This window comes from Shewanella sp. c952, assembly GCF_019654975.1.
GTDB lineage: Bacteria > Pseudomonadota > Gammaproteobacteria > Enterobacterales > Shewanellaceae > Shewanella.
Window position 1 is genome coordinate 207,919 of the sequence record NZ_BPEW01000001.1, and the last position, 19,789, is coordinate 227,707.

16 protein-coding genes are annotated in these 19,789 nt (G+C 42.3%); 9 read left to right on the plus strand and 7 right to left on the minus strand.

The genetic code is table 11. The features are described 5' to 3' along the window. Positions 1–9: 9 nt before the first annotated feature. A complete protein-coding gene (gene uvrA / locus K5R16_RS00860) occupies positions 10–2,850 on the minus strand; it encodes an excinuclease ABC subunit UvrA (RefSeq protein ID WP_220735656.1) in 2,841 nt (946 codons plus the stop codon). A 265-nt stretch (positions 2,851–3,115) separates the two neighbouring features. Here uvrA and K5R16_RS00865 point away from each other — a divergent pair, with 265 nt between their 5' ends. After that, positions 3,116–4,483, plus strand: a complete 1,368-nt coding sequence (locus K5R16_RS00865) for an MFS transporter (RefSeq protein WP_220735657.1) — start codon at positions 3,116–3,118, stop codon at positions 4,481–4,483. A gap of 303 nt (positions 4,484–4,786) precedes the next feature. Here the strand turns inward: K5R16_RS00865 and K5R16_RS00870 are convergent, their stop codons facing one another. Together K5R16_RS00870 and K5R16_RS00875 are read right to left on the minus strand one after the other, a co-directional pair. After that, the gene (locus tag K5R16_RS00870) at positions 4,787–5,002 is read right to left on the minus strand and encodes a hypothetical protein (protein WP_220735658.1); all 216 of its coding nucleotides are present in this window, start codon (positions 5,000–5,002) and stop codon (positions 4,787–4,789) included. A gap of 371 nt (positions 5,003–5,373) precedes the next feature. Continuing rightward, complete coding sequence (locus K5R16_RS00875) at positions 5,374–6,699, minus strand: phosphatase PAP2 family protein (RefSeq protein ID WP_220735659.1); 1,326 nt, start codon at positions 6,697–6,699, stop codon at positions 5,374–5,376. 459 nt (positions 6,700–7,158) lie between these two features. On the opposite strand from K5R16_RS00875, the gene K5R16_RS00880 reads away from it, so the two are divergent. Then, positions 7,159–8,274 carry an MFS transporter gene (locus K5R16_RS00880; protein ID WP_220735660.1) on the plus strand — a complete coding sequence of 372 codons (1,116 nt, stop codon included), beginning with the start codon at positions 7,159–7,161 and terminating at the stop codon, positions 8,272–8,274. Between the two features lie 37 nt (positions 8,275–8,311). Here the strand turns inward: K5R16_RS00880 and K5R16_RS00885 are convergent, their stop codons facing one another. The 4 genes from K5R16_RS00885 to K5R16_RS00900 form a co-directional block, all read right to left on the minus strand. Then, positions 8,312–9,238, minus strand: coding sequence for a LysR family transcriptional regulator (locus K5R16_RS00885; RefSeq protein ID WP_259649732.1), 927 nt, complete (start codon positions 9,236–9,238; stop codon positions 8,312–8,314). 574 nt (positions 9,239–9,812) lie between these two features. Next, entirely contained in the window at positions 9,813–10,373 is a 561-nt protein-coding gene (locus tag K5R16_RS00890) for a cytochrome P460 family protein (protein ID WP_220735661.1), read from the minus strand. 150 nt (positions 10,374–10,523) lie between these two features. Next, positions 10,524–11,501, minus strand: a complete 978-nt coding sequence (locus tag K5R16_RS00895; protein WP_220735662.1) for a linear amide C-N hydrolase — start codon at positions 11,499–11,501, stop codon at positions 10,524–10,526. Between the two features lie 401 nt (positions 11,502–11,902). Further along, positions 11,903–12,625 (minus strand): hypothetical protein, encoded by a 723-nt coding sequence (locus K5R16_RS00900; RefSeq protein ID WP_259649733.1) that lies wholly within the window; start codon positions 12,623–12,625, stop codon positions 11,903–11,905. A gap of 1,032 nt (positions 12,626–13,657) precedes the next feature. Here K5R16_RS00900 and K5R16_RS00905 point away from each other — a divergent pair. The 7 genes from K5R16_RS00905 (at position 13,658) to K5R16_RS00935 (ending at position 19,535) form a co-directional block, all read left to right on the plus strand. After that, positions 13,658–14,347 carry a hypothetical protein gene (locus K5R16_RS00905; protein WP_220735664.1) on the plus strand — a complete coding sequence of 230 codons (690 nt, stop codon included), beginning with the start codon at positions 13,658–13,660 and terminating at the stop codon, positions 14,345–14,347. A 1,070-nt stretch (positions 14,348–15,417) separates the two neighbouring features. Further along, positions 15,418–16,107: a hypothetical protein gene (locus tag K5R16_RS00910; protein ID WP_220735664.1), complete on the plus strand. Its 690-nt coding sequence runs from the start codon at positions 15,418–15,420 to the stop codon at positions 16,105–16,107. 134 nt (positions 16,108–16,241) lie between these two features. Beyond that, positions 16,242–16,619 (plus strand): hypothetical protein, encoded by a 378-nt coding sequence (locus K5R16_RS00915; protein WP_220735665.1) that lies wholly within the window; start codon positions 16,242–16,244, stop codon positions 16,617–16,619. Positions 16,620–16,969: 350 nt separating this feature from the next. Next, on the plus strand, positions 16,970–17,662 hold the full coding sequence (gene ssb / locus K5R16_RS00920) for a single-stranded DNA-binding protein (RefSeq protein ID WP_220735666.1): 693 nt from the start codon (positions 16,970–16,972) through the stop codon (positions 17,660–17,662). A 288-nt stretch (positions 17,663–17,950) separates the two neighbouring features. Further along, positions 17,951–18,346, plus strand: coding sequence for a curli production assembly/transport protein CsgE (locus K5R16_RS00925; RefSeq protein ID WP_220735667.1), 396 nt, complete (start codon positions 17,951–17,953; stop codon positions 18,344–18,346). Between the two features lie 10 nt (positions 18,347–18,356). Next, on the plus strand, positions 18,357–18,743 hold the full coding sequence (locus tag K5R16_RS00930; protein WP_220735668.1) for a curli assembly protein CsgF: 387 nt from the start codon (positions 18,357–18,359) through the stop codon (positions 18,741–18,743). A gap of 3 nt (positions 18,744–18,746) precedes the next feature. Beyond that, positions 18,747–19,535: a CsgG/HfaB family protein gene (locus K5R16_RS00935; RefSeq protein WP_374758363.1), complete on the plus strand. Its 789-nt coding sequence runs from the start codon at positions 18,747–18,749 to the stop codon at positions 19,533–19,535. Positions 19,536–19,789: the final 254 nt, after the last annotated feature.

The window sequence follows — 19,789 nt, forward strand, 5'->3', positions numbered from 1 at the left end:
GATGATCTCTTACTTTGCTAAAAGTGGTTTTAAAAAGCGTGCTGTGTGTGATTCAGTATTCTCAGCGACAACTTCAGGAGTACCTGCTACCAAAATGGTACCACCGCCTGAACCACCTTCCGGCCCCAGATCGATAATCCAATCCGCGGTTTTTATCACATCCAAGTTATGCTCAATCACCACTATGGTATTACCATGGGATTTAAGGCGATGTAATACATCCAATAACAGCTGAATATCTGCAAAGTGCAAACCTGTTGTCGGCTCATCCAAGATATATAACGTTTTGCCTGTATCACGTTTAGATAGCTCTTTAGCCAGCTTTACTCGCTGCGCCTCACCACCAGAAAGTGTGGTCGCACTTTGGCCTAAACGAATATAGGACAAACCAACATCCATTAGCGTTTGCAGTTTGCGGGCGACCGCTGGAATGGCATCAAAGAAAGGTCTGGCTTCTTCAACGGTCATCTGCAGCACTTCGTGAATATTCTTGCCCTTGAAGCGAACATCTAAGGTTTCGCGATTGTATCGCTGGCCTTTACAGCTATCACATGGCACGTATACGTCAGGCAAGAAATGCATCTCTACTTTGATTAAGCCATCACCCTGACAGGCTTCACAGCGTCCACCTTTAACGTTAAATGAGAATCGACCTGGCTGATAACCACGAGTACGAGATTCTTGAGTGGCCGCAAACAGTTCGCGAATCGGGGTGAAAATCCCGGTGTAAGTTGCTGGGTTAGAGCGCGGTGTACGGCCAATGGGGCTTTGATCAATATCGACCACTTTATCGCAATGATCCATCCCGACAATACTCTTGTAGGGTGAAGGTTCATCAACTGTCGCACCATTCAACTCTATATGAGCAATCTTATAGAAGGTGTCATTGATTAGTGTTGATTTACCTGAGCCGGACACACCGGTAATACAGGTAAACAGTCCTACAGGGATCTGCAGGTCAACGTCTTTGAGGTTGTTACCAGTAGCACCAAAAAGCTCAATGAGTTTGTTAGGGTCATACTGGGTTCGCTCGGTTGAAATGTGGATCTGCTTTTCACCGGATAAATACTGGCCAGTGATAGACTCTTTACACTCAAGCAGGTCTTTAAGGGTACCTTCACCTATAACTTGCCCACCATGAACGCCGGCTCCTGGGCCGATATCGATGACGTGATCAGCCATACGGATAGCATCTTCATCATGCTCAACCACAATGACGGTGTTACCGAGATCTCGCAGGTGAATAAGCGTTTGTAGAAGGCGCTCATTATCACGTTGATGCAGGCCAATAGAAGGTTCATCGAGCACGTACATTACGCCAACGAGCCCCGCACCAATCTGGCTTGCAAGACGAATACGCTGCGCTTCGCCACCTGACAAGGTGTCGGCAGAGCGAGATAAACTGAGATAATTAAGGCCAACATTAACCAAGAAGCCTAAACGATCGCGTACCTCTTTGAGGATTTTGTCGGCGATCTGTGCACGTTGGCCAGTAAGCTCAAGCTTTTCAAAGTAATCCATGGCTTCGCCAATAGACCACTGTGTTAAAACGGGCAGGTTCAACTCTTCAATAAACACATTACGTGCTTCTTCACGCAGGCGTGAACCACCACAACTTTTACATGACTGAGTATTGATAAACTTGGTTAACTCTTCGCGAACAGCATTCGATTCGGTTTCGCGATAACGCCTATCCATGTTATTCAAAATCCCCTCAAAAGGGTGATTCCGAACCACGACATCGCCGCGATCATTGATATATTTGAAGGCGATGCTTTGGGTACCAGAACCGTAAAGCACGATGTTTCTGACATCGTCGGTTAACTGTTCGAAAGGTTTTTCGATATCAAATTTATAATGTTCAGCCAAAGAACTGAGCATCTGGAAATAATAGAAATTACGTCTATCCCAGCCTCTAATCGCGCCGCCAGCGAGTGACAGTTCAGTATTGGTGATCACTCTTTCTGGATCGAAATACTGCTGTACGCCTAAACCGTCACAGGTTTGACATGCCCCAGCTGGGTTATTGAATGAGAAAATGCGCGGCTCAAGTTCCGCCATAGAGTAGCCACAAACAGGGCAGGCAAAGTTTGCAGAGAACACATGTTCTTCTGCTTTTACATGTCCCTCAACAGGATCCATGCTGGTGACTTTGGCTATTCCGCCTGAGAGTTCAAGGGCGGTTTCAAATGATTCTGCTAAGCGCTGCTTAATGTCATCACGGACTTTAAAGCGATCGACGACCACTTCAATGGTGTGCTTAACGTGTAAGTCTAGTTCTGGTGGATCGGTTAAATCGCAGACTTCGCCGTCAATACGAGCACGAATATAGCCTTGCGCCGATAAGCTCTCAAGCAGCTTTACGTGTTCGCCTTTACGTGCATTAACCACGGGAGCAAGCAGCATTTGGCGACTGCCTTCAGGCATCTCCAATACTTTGTCCACCATCTGGCTGACAGTTTGTGCGGCTAATGGCTCGCCGTGAGTTGGACAGCGTGGTTCACCCACTCGGGCAAATAGCAGTCTTAAATAATCATAGATTTCGGTAATTGTACCCACGGTAGAGCGTGGATTATGCGAGGTTGATTTCTGCTCGATAGATATTGCAGGGCTCAAGCCTTCGATGTGATCAACATCGGGCTTTTCCATCAAACTTAAAAACTGACGAGCATAGGCTGAGAGTGACTCAACATAACGTCGCTGACCTTCTGCATACAAGGTATCGAATGCTAAAGATGATTTTCCAGAACCTGATAGCCCGGTAATAACAATAAGTTTGTCGCGAGGTATGGTTAGGTTGATGTTTTTAAGATTGTGGGTACGAGCGCCACGTACTTCAATATTTTCCATCTAGCGTTCAGATCTCAAAGCCGAAAAAAGTGGTTAAGTATCTCACAAATTTACCTTAGGCAATAGACAAAGTAAGCTATCAATTGTAGGAGAAATATAGCGTGTTGACAGGAAAAGTTAGCAAAACCAAGCATGCATGCGGGTTTGCTGCTAATGCTTAAAAGAGGGTTTGACTATACATCTTTTACTTTTCCTTTTGGGCTATTGAAAAACTTCGTGATAAACTGCGCCCCTTATTTAGAGTTCACTGATCAGGGCGGGGGCAATGGCCAATAACGGACTTTCGAAGACTGAGAAAAAAGTAGCGTTTTCTTTAGCCAGTGTATTTGGATTGCGCATGATGGGTCTGTTTATGATCATGCCTGTCTTCGCACTTTACGGGCAGCATTTAGAAGGCTTTTCACCGTTATGGGTGGGTATTGCTATTGGTGCTTATGGCTTAACGCAAGCCATTCTACAAATCCCGATGGGGATCTTATCTGATAAATATGGTCGTAAACCTATCATTTTAATTGGCTTACTGATCTTTGCCCTTGGCAGTTTAGTTGCTGCCAATGCAGAAACAATTTATGGCGTAGTTGCTGGTCGAGCTCTGCAGGGGATGGGGGCAATTGCTGCCGCGGTGCTGGCATTAGCTGCTGATCTAACTCGCGATGAACAGCGCACCAAAGTGATGGCTATTATCGGCATGTGTATTGGCTTTTCCTTTGCCTTATCATTACTTGTCGGCCCTATTGTTGCCCAGCACCTAGGCCTATCTGGTCTGTTCTTTATGACGGGCGGACTAGCTGTTTTAGGCATGTTAATCGTGCAGTTGTTAGTGCCTAACCCGATTTCACAAGCGCCGAAAGGAGATACGGTTGCCGCACCTGAAAAACTGCGTCGGATGTTGGTTGATCCGCAGTTATTTAGACTCGATGCGGGTATCTTTATTCTGCACTTAGTGCTGACAGCTGTGTTTGTGGCACTGCCTTTGGATCTCGTCGATGCCGGACTTGCCAAAGAGGAACATTGGATGCTGTATTTCCCAGCATTTATGGGTGCCTTTTTCTTGATGGTACCGCTGATTATTATTGGTGTTAAACGCAATAATACTAAAGCAATGTTTCAAGTTGCTCTGCTGATCATGATGGTCGCGCTAGGATCGATGGCACTATTTGCCAACAATCTGATGGTATTGAGCATAGCAGTGGTGTTGTTCTTCACTGGCTTTAATTACCTTGAGGCATCTTTACCGAGCCTGATTGCTAAATTCTGTCCTGTCGGCGACAAAGGCTCAGCAATGGGCGTGTACTCGACTAGCCAATTTTTGGGTGCCTTTTGCGGTGGTTTGCTTGGTGGTGGTGCATATCAACTTGTTGGTGCAGAAGGCGTCTTCGCCGTTGCCTTGGGCTTAATGGGCATTTGGTTCTTACTCACATTTGGTATGAAGAACCCTGTGTTACTCAAGAGCTACACATTGGAAGCCGACGTGTCTGATAAGCAAGCAGCCAAAGTGATGGCGACAGAACTATCTGCATTAGCCGGTGTGTCTGAAGCTATCGTGGTGCTTGAAGAGAAAGTGGCTTACCTAAAAGTTGATGACCAATTTGATTTGAAAGCAGCTCGAGCGGTATTAGGTTCTGTAAACTAACAAAGGCTCGAATTCGCTACTCAAGTGAGAGAGCAATATTGCATTATTCAACTGTAGTATTGCTCCTTACATGAGTTTTTTAGCTAAGCGAAAACCATTTATCAGCCAGAGTAACTGACAGAAAATCCGCCGTAATCGAATACTGCATCATTGGCATATTATTCCGTATCGATATCTGCTTTTGACTGTAGCCTTGTGTTAGCGTCCCGTTAGGCTTGTCGATACGACTTCGATGCCAGCAATATCGATTGATAGAGAGGCGGATACATTGTTTATGTAGCGACTAACTCTAAGCTTCGCTGATCAATATTCAATGGGTTCAAATATCTCATCTGCGATAATCTCTTCGGCAATGATTCTATCTTCAATGTCACGCCTTACAATTTCGTCTTCTATAATTTGGCAATTAAGATCACAACCTTTGTCATCATTGTAGATCGTATGACGATTACCACTATTGCTATTGTTAGCGCAGGCCGACATCCCCACGATCAGTATTAAAGTCAGTGCGATTTTCATGTTTTGCTCCCTGTTATTAGGCCCAAACTATCTGGGCTCAGATTCGAGTGCCCGCATGTTGCATTCGCTGCCATCGGCGCGGCGGTTACTTTTGCCAAGGTCGTTGCTAAAGCGATAATTTTTACGTTTTGTATATTTATTTCCTCAATAGAAATATGAGTTTTTAACTCAAACGGTTCCTTGGTTGAGGTAATGATATGGCTATTTTGAAAATGTGTTCAGTTAGAAAGTATATGAAAATCGAATGAACTGAGCCGGGAGGTGAAATACCTGAGGAGTTGGTTTAAAAATACAAATGAAACAGCAATATTGCGTTATTCGACAGCAATATTGCTTTAACATTAGTTTTTTAGGCTAGCGTAAACCATTTACTAGAAAGAGTAATCGACAGAGAATCCGCCGTAATCGAATACTGCATCATTGTAATATTCATCAGTATCAGTGTTTTGTGAAAATTGACCATAGAACAAGGAAGTTGACCATCGTTCATTGAATTGGTACTCAACACTGCCCCATAAAGAATCTGATTGGTATTCAGATAAACCTGAATATTTATAGCCAATGCTGGCGGAAATGCTCTCGGTAAACTGATAGCCACCCTCTACAGCCAAAGAGGGGACAACGAATAGATCATCATGCTCACCTAGGTTGTTGCCATTATAGTCATCTAAGCGAATAGACTGGCCGACAAATGCTATGCCTGCTCCTATATCTGCTTTCCAGCGACTGTCCGGTAGCAAGCGGAACATGTAGTCTGCCGCAAGCGTCCAGTTACGGTAAGCTGATATGACTTCGCTGCCGGTGGCATAGCTTTTTCCACCAAAAATAATGTCTTCTTTTAGAGTCGCAGTATCTCTGGTTTCCATTGGGGTAAATTCAAAGGCAAGATATTGCTGTTTATCGAGACCCCACTTTAGCATTGCAGAAGCATAGGTATTAGGCTCTGATTCTTTACTGAAATCATTTAGATCAAAACCATTTTGGCCCTGCTCATTTATGCTGTTCTTGTTAGTTTCGAAACCACCAATTAACAATGAGTAACGACGCATAAGCTCAGCTTCTTTTTTTCCCCAACCACTATCTACGTTGGGAGAGGACCTAGCTTTACTACCTGCAAGACCGGGTGTATAGCTCATTGCTAAGCCTATTTGACCATCACCAAAACTTGGCGCAATAACCAGATCTGTTGGGTTATAAGGGTCAGTGAAATACAGGCTGCTCATCACCGCAATAGAACCTCCAGCTAACACATCGTCGATATAGTGTTTGTTTGCCCACAATCGACTGCCACCCACAAATGTAGCCGCTGCGTATGCCGGGATCCCCCATGCATTGCCGTATCTATGATGAATATATGCAGCGCCTGAGAATGCGGCAGATGTATGGCCTGATGGAAAAGAGTTGTTCTCGGAGCCATCTGGTCTGAGGCGCTCATAACCAAACTTCAGCGTGTGGGTTATTGCTGCTGTAGCCGCAACCCCTTTGGTTAATTGCCAAGCTCCTTCTGTATCACCTATCCATAAACTGCCAATCAATGCACCGGCGGGCAGCGCGATTTGAACGACATCACCAATCTCTGAAATAGTACCGGATTGATTCTCAAATATTTCACTCTGTGCTTGGCTTAAATTTGGTATCGAGATAAGAAAGATTGACGCTGCGATTGCGCGATTTAAACGGGAAGCCTGAAAGTGCATATATATAATCCCAAAATACAGAAGTAACCTAAGTGTATCAGTAGAATGATTGTTAATACATTGTTTTGCTTTGTGTCGTTTGTTGTTTTTTGTTAATTAGCAATGGGGGTGAGTACTAAGTAGGGTTTATATTAGTTATTTGTATTTTAATGTCGTAGTAAAATGTGCCATTACTAATTAACTTAACTCTTATTTTTGGTTGTTAGTTGTGGTTGCTTGTTGGTGTTTGAAAATAAAGGATTATTGTTTTGTGCGGTACGATAATTTAGTCATTAGGACCGGTTTTAAATAGTAATGCTTTTGGAAAATGAACTGTTACTATGCTTGGTTAATGGAAAATACAAGTAAAACCTTGCAGATTATGGGTTGATATTGTTCACACACAACTGGTTAACTTTGTTTACATACTCCAGGCTAGAGGCTAAAGTTGGATTCTGTTACCCATAATAAGGCCTATGTGTGAACTCAGCTTCAAGCAAATATCTTTATCTGTCGACTAGTATGAAACTCGCGGTTGCATCGAGCATTTTTTTATTATTACCAAGCTATCTTAATGCGATATCAATACAGTTCGAAACCTCGGTTTATGATCTAAGTTATTTGGCGACAGTTGAATTATTTGGCTTCGCGTTAGCTTCGATTATCTGTTATTTTCTGGCACGATTTCGCACCATTAAAATTAACGAGCACTTCGCAATTGTTGTCTTGGCAAGTACTCACTTGGCTAGTGCATATTGTAACGATATCAACCTTTTTCTAGCGCTGAGAGCAATATCAGGCGTCGCAGCTGGACTAATTTTAGTACTAAGTTATGAAGCGCTGTCACAAGAGGCTAATCCAGATCTTGCTTTTGGCAAGGCTATCGCTTTTCAGATGTTATATAGCGGTTTTCTATTTCTCTGTTTACCCTATTTGATTCTAGATTTTGGTGTTGATACTTTCTTTTTCCTGTTGGCCGGACTGAGCGCTTGCCTGCTGCTATTACCTAAATTCTCACCGTTAGATCCCCATTCTGCAGAGGTGTTTAATCTGCAAAAAGCTGACCTATCAACCAAGCTATTGGGCTTGGCAGCGGTGTTTATGATTATCTTAACTCACTCTGGTTGTTGGTCTATGTTGAGTGTTGTTGGTGACAAGCTACAGATATTGCCGACAGAGCAAGGTCAGGTGTTAGCGGTTGGAACTCTGTTTAGCTTGTTTGGTGCTGTGTTAGCGAGTTTAGCCTCTTTAAGTCACTATAAAAAAGCGTTGACGATAGTGGGGCTATTTTCTCAAGGGCTGGTGATTGTATTGCTGTTTACCACCGAGAACCACTTACTATATTTTATTGCTGTTAGTCTATTTATGCTGTTTTGGAATTTTCTATTACCGCTGTTTATGGGCACTATTTCAGAAAGTGATCACAGCGGAGACATTATTCGCTTATCGGTGGCGGCGCAAACAACAGGCGCTGCATTAGGTCCTTATGTGCTGCTTAAAGGCTGGGTATTGTCTGAACTGGTGGTTTTCTTGGCGATTACGTTAATCTGTATCTTTCCACTGTTATCTCATCGTAACGCAGTGAATGCAAAGTGACGCTTGATAGCTTACTGCAAGGAAGTATTACTAATCGCTACAGCTCTACGAATTGCTCTACAAACCAACGTCCTGCTGGGCCAAGAGAAGGGCTCCAAACAAGCTCTATTGGCCAGCCTGGCTGCTGCTCACTATCCTCCATTTTTAACTCTACTAAGCTAGTAGCTGCAAAGTGTTTTTCAGCTAAGTGGCTAGGAAAAAGTGCGAAGCCAAGTCCGTTAAGTAGCATTGATTCAATTTGATAAAACTGTGAGCAATACAGTAAGTTGGGGCTGAGTCTGAGAGACTCGACCAGATGCTTTTCGGCAAAAAGACTTTCTGCGGTAATGATCTGCCGATGGCTGATCAAATCTTGGTAAGTTAAGCGGCTTCTTATTTGGGCCAGTAGGTGGCTTGGTGAAGCAACGACCAGCCAATCTAGCTTATCAATAATTTGGGTATCGTAGCCGTGGCGCTGCTTTAATTGGCTTGGGGCGATGATGATATCCGCAGCATTACTATCGTCTACGCTAAGCGCTGTAATATCTTCTACATCCATTAAGTTAATGGTAAGTTCTGGAAACTTGCTGGACAGCGCCGCAATTTTATCGACATAACTGGGGAATAGGGTAAAGCCATACACTGCGATATTGAGTTTATCTTCTATCCCAGCTTGAAAAGCTTGAGCACGTTTCTCCATCGCCTGCAGTCTTGGAATGACCTCTAAAGCTTGCATATACATCGCTTTACCAACAGCGGTTAATTGTGGTGCTTTGCCTGCCACTCGGTCAAAGAGTACGATATTTAAGTCTATCTCCATATTTTGAATGACTTGCGCGACCGCGGAGGGACTAACGCCCATCTCTCGACCTGCAGCAGAGAAAGAGCCTTTATCTGCAACTAAGACTAAATAAGTTAACCGTTCAGGTGTGACCAGCATGTTGGGCTCTTCGATATTGCGATTGACTGCTGCTAGCTTAATCAATTTGCGCCCTGTTTAACACCCAGTTTGTTTGCGACGATTACTGATACCAATTCTATTAAGGATATACTCAGTTCAGAGCTTTCTTAGGGCTTTCAATTCAAGGCGCGTTGTGGAAGAAATGGTTATTGAGACAATGCAAGGTAGCAGTGAAAGTCGTGAGACGCTCACAACGTGCGGCTGATATTTAAGGCATGGGGAAATCACTTAATACAGCGCATGTGCCATTCGATATCCGAATTTTTTTCAATACAAAATAAGACATTGCGGCCTTCTTGGCAGTCAGATTTAGGCGGTACGAGACCAAGGATGGTCGAAGGTAGAATAATGCAGGCGCAATTCTCGAGAGCGGAGCAGGATGCCAGAGCCGAGAATAACGATTAGCGATAAGCCACTTAATTGTCTAAAGTGATTTTAACTGCCGCTGAATGAGCAACTCTTTAATGGAGTTGGTATTAATATGTGAGGTGGTAAGTTTATGGGGTATTCACTGATAGTCGTCATGATTTAGTGCCTGTACTCTTTACTTGATTTGCAAAATACAGGCACTCTTTTAGGGCGTTATTTTCGCGCAAGGTTAGCGTTGCATTTGCGGATAGATATCTGTGTATAACCAATCAGTTTGCTTGCGAGGGAGGTGACAACCCTGGCAGTAGTTTTTGTCTTGATTGGTATTTACCGTTGGCTGTTTAACATCAGTGAATTGTGCCCAGCCCCACCCATTACCCCAGATTGCTTTATTGCTGGAGTGTTGAAATCGATTCTCAGTATCTTTAACCATGACAAATGCAATATCTTGGCTAGTTTGGTGTTGAACCTGACCCGAGAGCAGGCTTTTTTTACCGGAAACAAACTTTAAGATCTTAACAATGAGTGTTCCATCAGGCCACTCTCCGGTTTTTTGGTAACTAACAAGCGCAGCTTTTTGGGTGTAACTAGAGTTTAAGTTGAAGATCTCGCCTGTTTCTGGATTGGCTACAGTATTGCTACCTAGGTGGACAAAGCCATCCATCAAAAAGTCAGTTGGAAAAGTGATATTACCCTGCCGATCAACATGTTTACTGTAAGTTTGTGATAGCTCATCAGCCTGTATAGAGAGTGATAGTAGCATTAGTGTTGTGTAGATTAAGTATTTCATAGCGTTACCGAATAGTTAGGGGTTAATCGTTGCGGAACTGGTTATAACTAGAGTTCTGTTGAAGCTTTTTGGGGATCTAAGCTGGCTCGATTTGGAAAGGGCACTCATTTTAGTGCCCTTTAAATTTAAGCTTAACCTTGACCTTGACCCTTACTTCGCTTGTGGGTGTGCGCCAAGTACAACACGTTTAGCTTGTGTAGCGTCGAACATGTCAAAGCTATAGTGCTCAACTGTCCAAGTGTCGTAGCGGTCAAGGTTCCACTCTTTTGCATCGCGGTCAGTGTGAATCGTCCACAGTGTAGGGAAAACATCATTTACATACGGGTCGATTTGGTCGTAGCCTGCGAATACCGTTGCTGCAACCGCTTTGATAGAAGCTTTTGCTTTGGTGTTATCGGTTACATCACGAGCGTACATATCTTCGACAATCGTTTTTGCACGTAGGCGACGGTCATAGGCACGTACCGTTGGGCCTGCTTCTGCTTTTTCAGCATCAAGCACTAGGTGTACGCTAAACTCTGGATCGTTACTCATGTATGCAGAGCCATCTTCTGTGTAGGCTTTCATTTCGCCATCAATAAACTCAACTACTGCCGTGTTGCCTTGTGCATCTGCAAACTGGTAATGCACTGGTGGGTATAAACATTCGCCTTCGTGTTTAGGTAGGTCACACACTTTGGTCGGCAGTACATCTACGTTTTTCAGTGCGTTAATCACGTCAGTGACACTGTCAAAGTTATCAACAGCCCAGCTCGGAATGTTAGCGGCATCGACGTTTTTAACCTTAACCCTGTCTGCTGCAAACTGAGTGCCCGCTGCAGTACCTAAGTAGAGGATACGTGCTTCTAGCCCTTGTTCATTCATGGCTTCGGCTATGATACCGGATTTGAATGATTCTATTTTCATCGCAGCAAACTTAGAGTCAGTTTGCACGCCGTTGGTGCTGCTGTAAGTGTTAGTCATGCCAGCACCTGTTCCTACCACTACTGCGTCATCATGTCCAAACCAGTCCATAGTGCGTACGGTTAGATGAGCATCACCATTGTTATAAACGGCAGTGGTACATGCTTGCGCGATACCGATAGCAGCTGTTGCAGCAATAGCGATGACAAGTAGTGACTTTTTCATGGTGTTACCTCGATATTTTGGCTAGTGCCTCGTTGGCTTGAGTGAATTATTGCAAAAGCTATAAGGTAGGTCGATTTAACACCTTTAAGCCTGGCTATTAGGTTGGTGGTGTATAACGGAGGTTATGGGAGCCTGTAGAATTAAGGGGGGGGAAAATGAGGTTTTGACAGAAGTAGTGTTAGGCAATTTGAGCATTGTCTTTGTTAAGACGATGAGTTTCCAAAGTGACAGGATCTTATTAATAAGCAGAGGGAAGACTACAAATGCTGAATGCAGTAGTGGTAACGACGAGTGAGGTAACAGTAGTTGCTCGGTCAAGGGAAGTGTTGGTGGCAAAACCAAGCTAAAGGTTAGATCTCTAGCTTGGTTGAGGATTGAAGCGGCTGGGTAGGCAAAAGCGTTCAAAAAATCCAAGCATAACGTAGCTTGATGGTAGACTCAGTGCCGGGCACGTAACCTGCAATCGGCGCATTTTCACCCACATAACGAGTACGCAAGCCCGATGCCCGATTATTGACCATAAAATGTTCGTTCACTAACATGAGTTTGTGACGTTTACTTTCGGTAAGATCAAAAGTCGCTCCCAACTCCAGCTTAAGCGTGGAACCCATGGTATCGGATTGCCAGTATGCATACTGAGGGTGAAATGACAGGCTGAGGCGATCGTGTACTTTATAATCTAGCTTTACGTTGAGCTGTGCTCCATGGTCATTAAAGTTGCTACCGTCTGCCAACTTGTTGTCGAGTCTGGCTAGAGTCGGGTTGATGCGAAAGCACAAGTCACCGCTGCAATTCTTATAGGCAACACCAGCTGCAAATATGCTCGGTCCGACTCCTTGCCAATCACCTTTTATGATGTCGAGTGACAAGCCGAAATTTTCGTTCCAATATCCATAAGCCCAGTTTCTAGCCACGGTTATATTGCCATGACGATTGAATTTGGCGGCGGTGGTGTTATGCCAGTTTAACCCTGCAAAGTCGATTCCTATGCCTTGGACAATGGTTTCTATTTGCTGCACATCTTTCTTTGAGCTTGCTTGCACGGTTCTAGCTTGCTCTAGTCCGACTATGCCAACCCAAGTTGATTTAGCATAGGCTGCACTCGTGACGGTACTGAGTAGCAACGAACTACACAATATTAGTTGTCTCGATATTGATTTTCTACGTAATAGCTTTATACACATTATCTTTAATCTATATAAGAAATAATATGCAGATGGTGCAATATTTTTTATTAAAATGCTTGTTAACACCTTTAAGTTATTCTTGGAGGTTAAATGCAGAGTGATTTATTTTACTACTGTTTAAAGCTAAGCTGTAGATGATTACTTTTTACTGGTGTTCTCTGTGTTTTTTCGAATTATATTGATGTATTAGTTTTTCGAATAATAACTATCTAATAATTTATTATTTTTTCTTATAAGATGAATGGGTAACGGATTGTTTGGTTGCTTAGAACCACTCCCGCTATTTTAATCTTGAGTAGTCAGTATGATAAATACCTCATTATTAAAATTCTGAACGTCAAATTTTTCGTTACCCTATTTTGCTCCCACTAGTTTCAATGTTTTGGCTGACGGCGTTGCTAGTTGGGGGCGCCTACATGATTAACCTCTTCGTAAATGCATCGATTTAAACAGTTTTTGGATACATATTTCGCTTCATTATTCCTAACAGTTATTAGTCTATCAATGCCCCTTCTATTGAATGGCCTTCCTATTGCATTGGTGAATCGATTGTTACTTTAACTCTTCAATCTTTTTAAAAAATTAAACTGTAATGGTCGGTATTATAAGTGGGCTAATAAAATATCCATGTAATATTCATTGAGCCTGCCAATTGAATGCCCTCATCATGAAATTATTAGTCGTAGCCGTTTTCAGTAAAAGAAAAATTAGTCTCACCGGCGACTGCATTATTGGTACTTATTAAAAAATGACCAATGACTGCGCTGCAACTTTAATCATCTCATAGCTGATACAAACTGAACCAGAGCTGATCAACTGTAGATTCGGCCCTTTTTAAGTATTCGTTTTAAATATAGTAACTAACTCAATGGATTTAATTTTCGATGGGATAATAGCCCCACTTAGCGACAACGCGGAATGTTTCGCACTGCTAATTAACTTAAAAACTACCCCTTGAGGATGAACACTATGAAAAAGTCAGCCATTGTTATTGCAACTCTAATCGCACTTTCTGCTGGTACTGCAAGCGCAAATACTGAAGTCTTAAATGGCTTCACTGGTAAAATTGAAGCGGAATTTACTACCCAAGATAAGAATGCAAACGTTGAAACCCAACTCGGTTATGACTTCAACTTCGGCGCAGTATCGGTTATCCCGTTCTTTGCCGCTGAAACAGCCTACTCAGGCGAGCGTAATCTAGAAGATGGTAAGCGTGAAGGTTTTGATAATGGCGGCCTAGGTGGCGGTATCAAGGTTCAAACCAACTTTGACAACTTTTACGCTTATGTTGAAGGTCGTGCAATGCGCAAAGACCGCATTAAGCTTGGAATGCCAGTTGCTGTTCCTATGAATGATAGTCCTTACCTAGTCAACAGCACCGTCAAAGAGTATCGCGCTGAAATTGGTACCGGCTACCAGTTTGACAATGGCCTAAGCGCAGGTATTGAAGCCTCTTTCACTCAAGACCGATTCGAAGGTCTTAAAGATGAGAAGCGTGAAGTATATGCAGTTGCTGGTTACCAGGTGTCTGACAACTTTAACCTCTACGTTAAAGCTGGCCAAGCCGATACCGGTGTACCAAAGGCTGAGCTGGCGAAAAAATCAAATAACGATGAGTGGGAAACTAAAACGGTTATCGGTCTAACTTACAAGTTCTAAGCCAAGCGACTCAGTTAATTAAAGGTGCCTAAACAACTAAAGTTTGGCACCTAGTATTGTTCGCAATCTAATCAGTAAAAGATCTTTTAAAAAAGCTAAAATATTTTTATTAGTGATTACTTATTATCGATTGCTTTTTAGTAAATACTCAATCGTATATTATAACCCTATTTTTGAATGACAATTTTATAGCAAATTATTAGTTAGTATGTTCTAACCTTTCTATGAAGGTATTCGTTTCTTCTACTATTGCCTTATAGATATGTTGAAAACATTTTAACTACAGGGAAATATAAGTAATTTACTCTATTTCTAGGCAGTTAATTAGTTATTATTTTGCTATTGATTTTAGGTCAGTTATTTTATAGCTAAGAGCCACGTCCACTAGCTTAAACGTGAGTAGTCAGCATGATAAATGTCTTACGATTAAAAATGCTAAGAAAAAATTTGTAGTTACCCTATTTGCTCCCACTAGTTTCAATGTTTTGGCTGACGGCGTTGCTAGTTGGGGGCGCCTACTTGATTAATCTCCTCGTAAATACGTCAATTTAAGATGTTTGTAGATACATATTTCACGTCATTATTTCTAACAATTATTAGTCGTTCAAGACCTCTTCTATTGGATGACCTTCCTATTTTATTGGTGAATCAATTGTTACTTTAACTCTTCAGTTTTTTAAAAAATAAAACTGTAATGGTCGGTATTATAAGTGGGCTAATAAAATATCTACTTAATATTTACTGAACCCATAAATTGAATCCTTCATCATGAAATGATCAACCGTAGCTGTTTTCAGTAAAAGAAAATGTTGTCTCGCCAGCGACTGTATTATTCGTACTTATTAAAAAATCACCAATGACTGCGCTGCAATTTTAATCATCTCATAGCTGATACAAACTGAACCAGAGCTGATCAACTGTAGATTCAACGCTTTCTAAGTATTCGCTTTCGATATAGTAACTAACTCAATGGATTTGATTTTCGATGGGATAATAGCCCCACTTAGCGACAACGCGGAATGTTTCGCACTGCTAATTAACTTAAAAACTACCCCTTGAGGATGAACACTATGAAAAAGTCAGCCATTGTTATTGCAACTCTAATCGCACTTTCTGCTGGTACTGCAAGCGCAAATACTGAAGTCTTAAATGGCTTCACTGGTAAAATTGAAGCGGAATTTACTACCCAAGATAAGAATGCAAACGTTGAAACCCAACTCGGTTATGACTTCAACTTCGGCGCAGTATCGGTTATCCCGTTCTTTGCCGCTGAAACAGCCTACTCAGGCGAGCGTAATCTAGAAGATGGTAAGCGTGAAGGTTTTGATAATGGCGGCCTAGGTGGCGGTATCAAGGTTCAAACCAACTTTGACAACTTTTACGCTTATGTTGAAGGTCGTGCAATGCGCAAAGACCGCATTAAGCTTGGAATGCCAGTTGCTGTTCCTATGAATGATAGTCCTTACCTAGTCAACAGCACCGTCAAAGAGTATCGCGCTGAAATTGGTACCGGCTACCAGTTTGACAATGGCCTAAGCGCAGGTATTGAAGCCTCTTTCACTCAAGACCGATTCGAAGGTCTTAAAGATGAGAAGCGTGAAGTATATGCAGTTGCTGGTTACCAGGTGTCTGACAACTTTAACCTCTACGTTAAAGCTGGCCAAGCCGATACCGGTGTACCAAAGGCTGAGCTGGCGAAAAAATCAAATAACGATGAGTGGGAAACTAAAACGGTTATCGGTCTAACTTACAAGTTCTAAGCCAAGCGACTCAGTTAATTAAAGGTGCCTAAACAACTAAAGTTTGGCACCTAGTATTGATTGTCACCTAATCAGTAGCAGTTACTGAAACTAAAAAACGTACATATACATCGCTTTTAAGAGGCTTAATTCTGATGGCTAAATTTGATTCTTGTGATAATCGATTCAACTTAAAGCAGTCTACGCTTTTACCCGAATTGCCGCTTTTAAAAAAGAGAAAGTCTAAGCTGGCTAACTTTTTGTCGGTAGCTGTTCCTTCAGCAATGCTGAGTTTCATTTTTATCAATGATGCTAATGCAGCCCCGGTTTGTGGGAGTACTGATTTTGAATGTAAAGCAGCCTATGCCGCAGAGGTCGAACGCGAGCTCGATGAGCGTTTAGCACTTTATAATAAGCAACAACAGCTGCAACTTGAGAAACAACAGGTACAGCGCGAGCATATGAAACAGGCTCATAATCTTTGCTTTGAAGATCCGTTAACGCCAAAAGATGAAAGGGACTGCAAGCGTTGATAATGTTATTGCTGTGGACAAATTTAGAGCCTGAGTCTTATCATTTGGGCTTTTTTGCTATCTAGCAAACATCAATAAATATCGCTAATCGCTATTACATCACTTCTGCAACGCTATAGACCATCTGCTGTTTGAATATTTACCTGTGACTATCCACAGTCCTCTATTTTACACGCTAATATCTTTAAAAATCGTCAGTTAGTGCTGACTGAGATCATTAACCAACAGAACTGCACTTACGATTAATCCGGCTTATTTAAAAGTTGCTGAGCTTTTCGATTTGAGAGTAGCCTAAGCTGTGTTACGCTCTGTCGATTAGTAAAAATTTTAAAATTTAGCAGGAGATTTCAATGGCCAGTCGTGGTGTCAATAAAGTAATTTTGGTGGGTAACTTAGGACAAGATCCTGAAGTTCGTTATATGCCGAACGGCAATGCCGTAGCCAACATTACCGTGGCGACAAGTGAGTCTTGGAAAGATCAAAGTGGTCAGAAACAAGAGCGCACTGAATGGCACCGCGTAGTGATGTTTGGCAAGCTTGCTGAAATCACTGGTGAGTACCTGCGCAAAGGCTCTCAAGTTTATCTAGAAGGTAAATTGCAGACGCGTAAGTGGAAAGATCAAAGTGGTCAAGATCGTTACAGCACTGAAGTTGTTGTTGATCAAGGCGGTCAAATGCAGATGTTGGGTGGTCGTGGCCAAGGTCAAGCCGCTGGCGCACCTGCACAAGGTGGTTATCAGCAACCACAGCAGCAAGCGCCTCAACAGGGTGGTTATGCGCCTAAGCCACAGCAGTCAGCGCCTCAGCAAGGTGGTTATGCACCTAAGCCTCAAGCCGCTCCAGCACAGGGTGGCTACCAGCAACCACAACAGCAGCAACAAGCTGCACCTGCACAAGGTGGCTACCAAGCACCTCAGCAAGGTGGTTATGCGCCTAAGCCACAAGCGGCTCCAGCTGCACCTCAACAGCGTCCAGCTCCTCAGCCACAACAGAATGTGACGCCAGATTTGGATGATGGTTGGGATGACGACATCCCGTTTTAGATCACGTTAAATGTAGAAGTGTTAAATTAAACACGTATTTTACGAATTATTATGACTAACCCAGCACTTTTGCTGGGTTTTTTGTTCTCTGCTGTTAGTGTTAAATCTATACCTGAAGTGCCTACCCAAAAGTATTACTCCTTTATGCTAGTTCTCGTTTTTGACTGGTAATATTCTCCTATTTGAACATCAACTTTTACTATTTGCTGATAGGGTAAGAAAGTTAATGTGGCTGGATTAATTAAAACTAAGCCGACTATCGAGTGTTCAACAAGGATTGTATTGCTAATGCACGGAATACTGCTTTCACTATTATTAGCTTTTAGCTGCCTAACACCTGCGTTTGCGGAAGAGCCTGATATTGAAATTAGTGGGTTAGTGATTGACCGAACATTAACTCGATTCGGTAAAGACTTTAACTTTTACTACTCAAGCTATTGGCGTGATCTTCCTTTCACACAAGGTTTTAATATTACGCTTTACGAAACTGTGTTCCCGCAGGCGGGTACGTTACTCAGTTTAGAAGTGAATGGAGTCATAATTTACAAAACTCATTTTGGGCGCAGAGCCAGTCCAATAAAAGAAAGAGCAGAGCAGGCCATTTTACTGACAATTGACTATTTAGCTCAAGTTAGAGCTAATGCAATGACTGGTGATCTTTCAAGTAGTGATGATGGATATTAGGATAATTATAATGAATAACAGGATGTTAACTATCGCATTTCTCTTTGCAATAACTCCAGCTCAAGCAACGGAGTTGGTTTATACCCCAATTAACCCTAGCTTTGGTGGTTCGGCATTAAATGGCTCTTATTTACTCAACAAAGCAAATGTACAGAATGATCATACCGCAGAAAGTGCTGAAAAAGACTTCGTAACTCGTTTTAAGGAGTCATTAGAGCGCAACATAATGAATACGATTACTCGTGGTGTTGCAAGCGGAGAGATTACCGATGGTACATATGATACTGGGGATTTCAGAATTGAGGTTGCTTCAATAGGTGGCGGGGTGATGTTAACGATTACCAACTTAATTACAGGTGAGGTTACTGTAATTGAAATGCCTACTTACGGAGGGTAACTGATGAAACTGTTCATTAGCTTATTGCTTATAGGTAGCTTATCAGCTTGTAGCCTTATTCCTAAACCAGAATTGAATATCAATGCTGCAGAGTTAAACCCAACCAGCGAAACAATGCGAGAGCTGGCTAAAAAGCCAGGCCCTAAATATCCAATTCCAGTTGCTGTTTATTCCTTTAGGGATCAAACCGGCCAATATAAGCCTCAGCAAAATGTCAGCTCTTTTTCTACTGCTGTTACGCAGGGAGCAACGTCAATGTTGGTTCAAACCTTGTTAGATTCTAAATGGTTTACACCTGTTGAACGTGAAGGTTTACAGAACCTATTAACAGAACGAAAAATCACTAAGAAGCAGCCCAAAAAAGAGAGTGTACCGCAGCTGACAAATGCCAGATTATTGTTAGAGGGCGGTATTATCAGCTACGAAACAAATATCAGTACGGGCGGTTCTGGGGTTGAGTATTATGGAATTGGTGCATCAGAGATGTACAGAGAGGATCAGGTAACTATATATCTACGCGCTGTCGATGTGCATACGGGGAAAGTGATGATGTCAGTTTCAACCACTAAGCGAGTTTTCTCTCAAGAGATGCGGGCAGGACTAATTCGCTTCACTAGTCTAAATAGACTTGCTGAAGCTGAAATTGGTTTCACTACAAACGAGCCTGTACAATTCTGTGTTTTACAAGCTATTGAGTTAGCAGTGTCTGAATTGGTTGATAAAGGTGTAAAAATGGGCTTTTGGAATCCAGCAGAATCTGCTGTAAAAGAGGTGATTCCAGTTAATTCATAGTGAAATTTTTTACATTTAACTTTCTTTAACAGCGATGGGGTATCTTCTATCGCTGCTCTTCATTTTGTCTGTCATCATGCCACTAAGTATAACTATTAAGTTTTATATCCTGAATATTTAACATTGGTGATTTTTTGTGTTGCTAAGCTCTTTTTAAGTGGTAATTGATGCTGTTTTGTTGTATTAATGTTAGCCGGTTTGTTGTAAGGAATAATTTAACCGTCATTCATAAGGGTGAATATGGATGCTTTATC

Bases quoted from the DNA above. Each gene is read 5' to 3' on its own strand.
- K5R16_RS00935 (WP_374758363.1), top strand. From the start codon at position 18,747: ATGAAACTGTTCATTAGCTTATTGCTTATAGGTAGCTTATCAGCTTGT.
- uvrA (WP_220735656.1), bottom strand. From the start codon at position 2,850: ATGGAAAATATTGAAGTACGTGGCGCTCGTACCCACAATCTTAAAAAC.
- ssb (WP_220735666.1), top strand. From the start codon at position 16,970: ATGGCCAGTCGTGGTGTCAATAAAGTAATTTTGGTGGGTAACTTAGGA.
- K5R16_RS00925 (WP_220735667.1), top strand. From the start codon at position 17,951: ATGCACGGAATACTGCTTTCACTATTATTAGCTTTTAGCTGCCTAACA.
- K5R16_RS00890 (WP_220735661.1), bottom strand. From the start codon at position 10,373: ATGAAATACTTAATCTACACAACACTAATGCTACTATCACTCTCTATA.
- K5R16_RS00930 (WP_220735668.1), top strand. From the start codon at position 18,357: ATGAATAACAGGATGTTAACTATCGCATTTCTCTTTGCAATAACTCCA.
- K5R16_RS00905 (WP_220735664.1), top strand. From the start codon at position 13,658: ATGAAAAAGTCAGCCATTGTTATTGCAACTCTAATCGCACTTTCTGCT.
- K5R16_RS00895 (WP_220735662.1), bottom strand. From the start codon at position 11,501: ATGAAAAAGTCACTACTTGTCATCGCTATTGCTGCAACAGCTGCTATC.
- K5R16_RS00875 (WP_220735659.1), bottom strand. From the start codon at position 6,699: ATGCACTTTCAGGCTTCCCGTTTAAATCGCGCAATCGCAGCGTCAATC.
- K5R16_RS00865 (WP_220735657.1), top strand. From the start codon at position 3,116: ATGGCCAATAACGGACTTTCGAAGACTGAGAAAAAAGTAGCGTTTTCT.
- K5R16_RS00915 (WP_220735665.1), top strand. From the start codon at position 16,242: ATGGCTAAATTTGATTCTTGTGATAATCGATTCAACTTAAAGCAGTCT.
- K5R16_RS00870 (WP_220735658.1), bottom strand. From the start codon at position 5,002: ATGAAAATCGCACTGACTTTAATACTGATCGTGGGGATGTCGGCCTGC.
- K5R16_RS00910 (WP_220735664.1), top strand. From the start codon at position 15,418: ATGAAAAAGTCAGCCATTGTTATTGCAACTCTAATCGCACTTTCTGCT.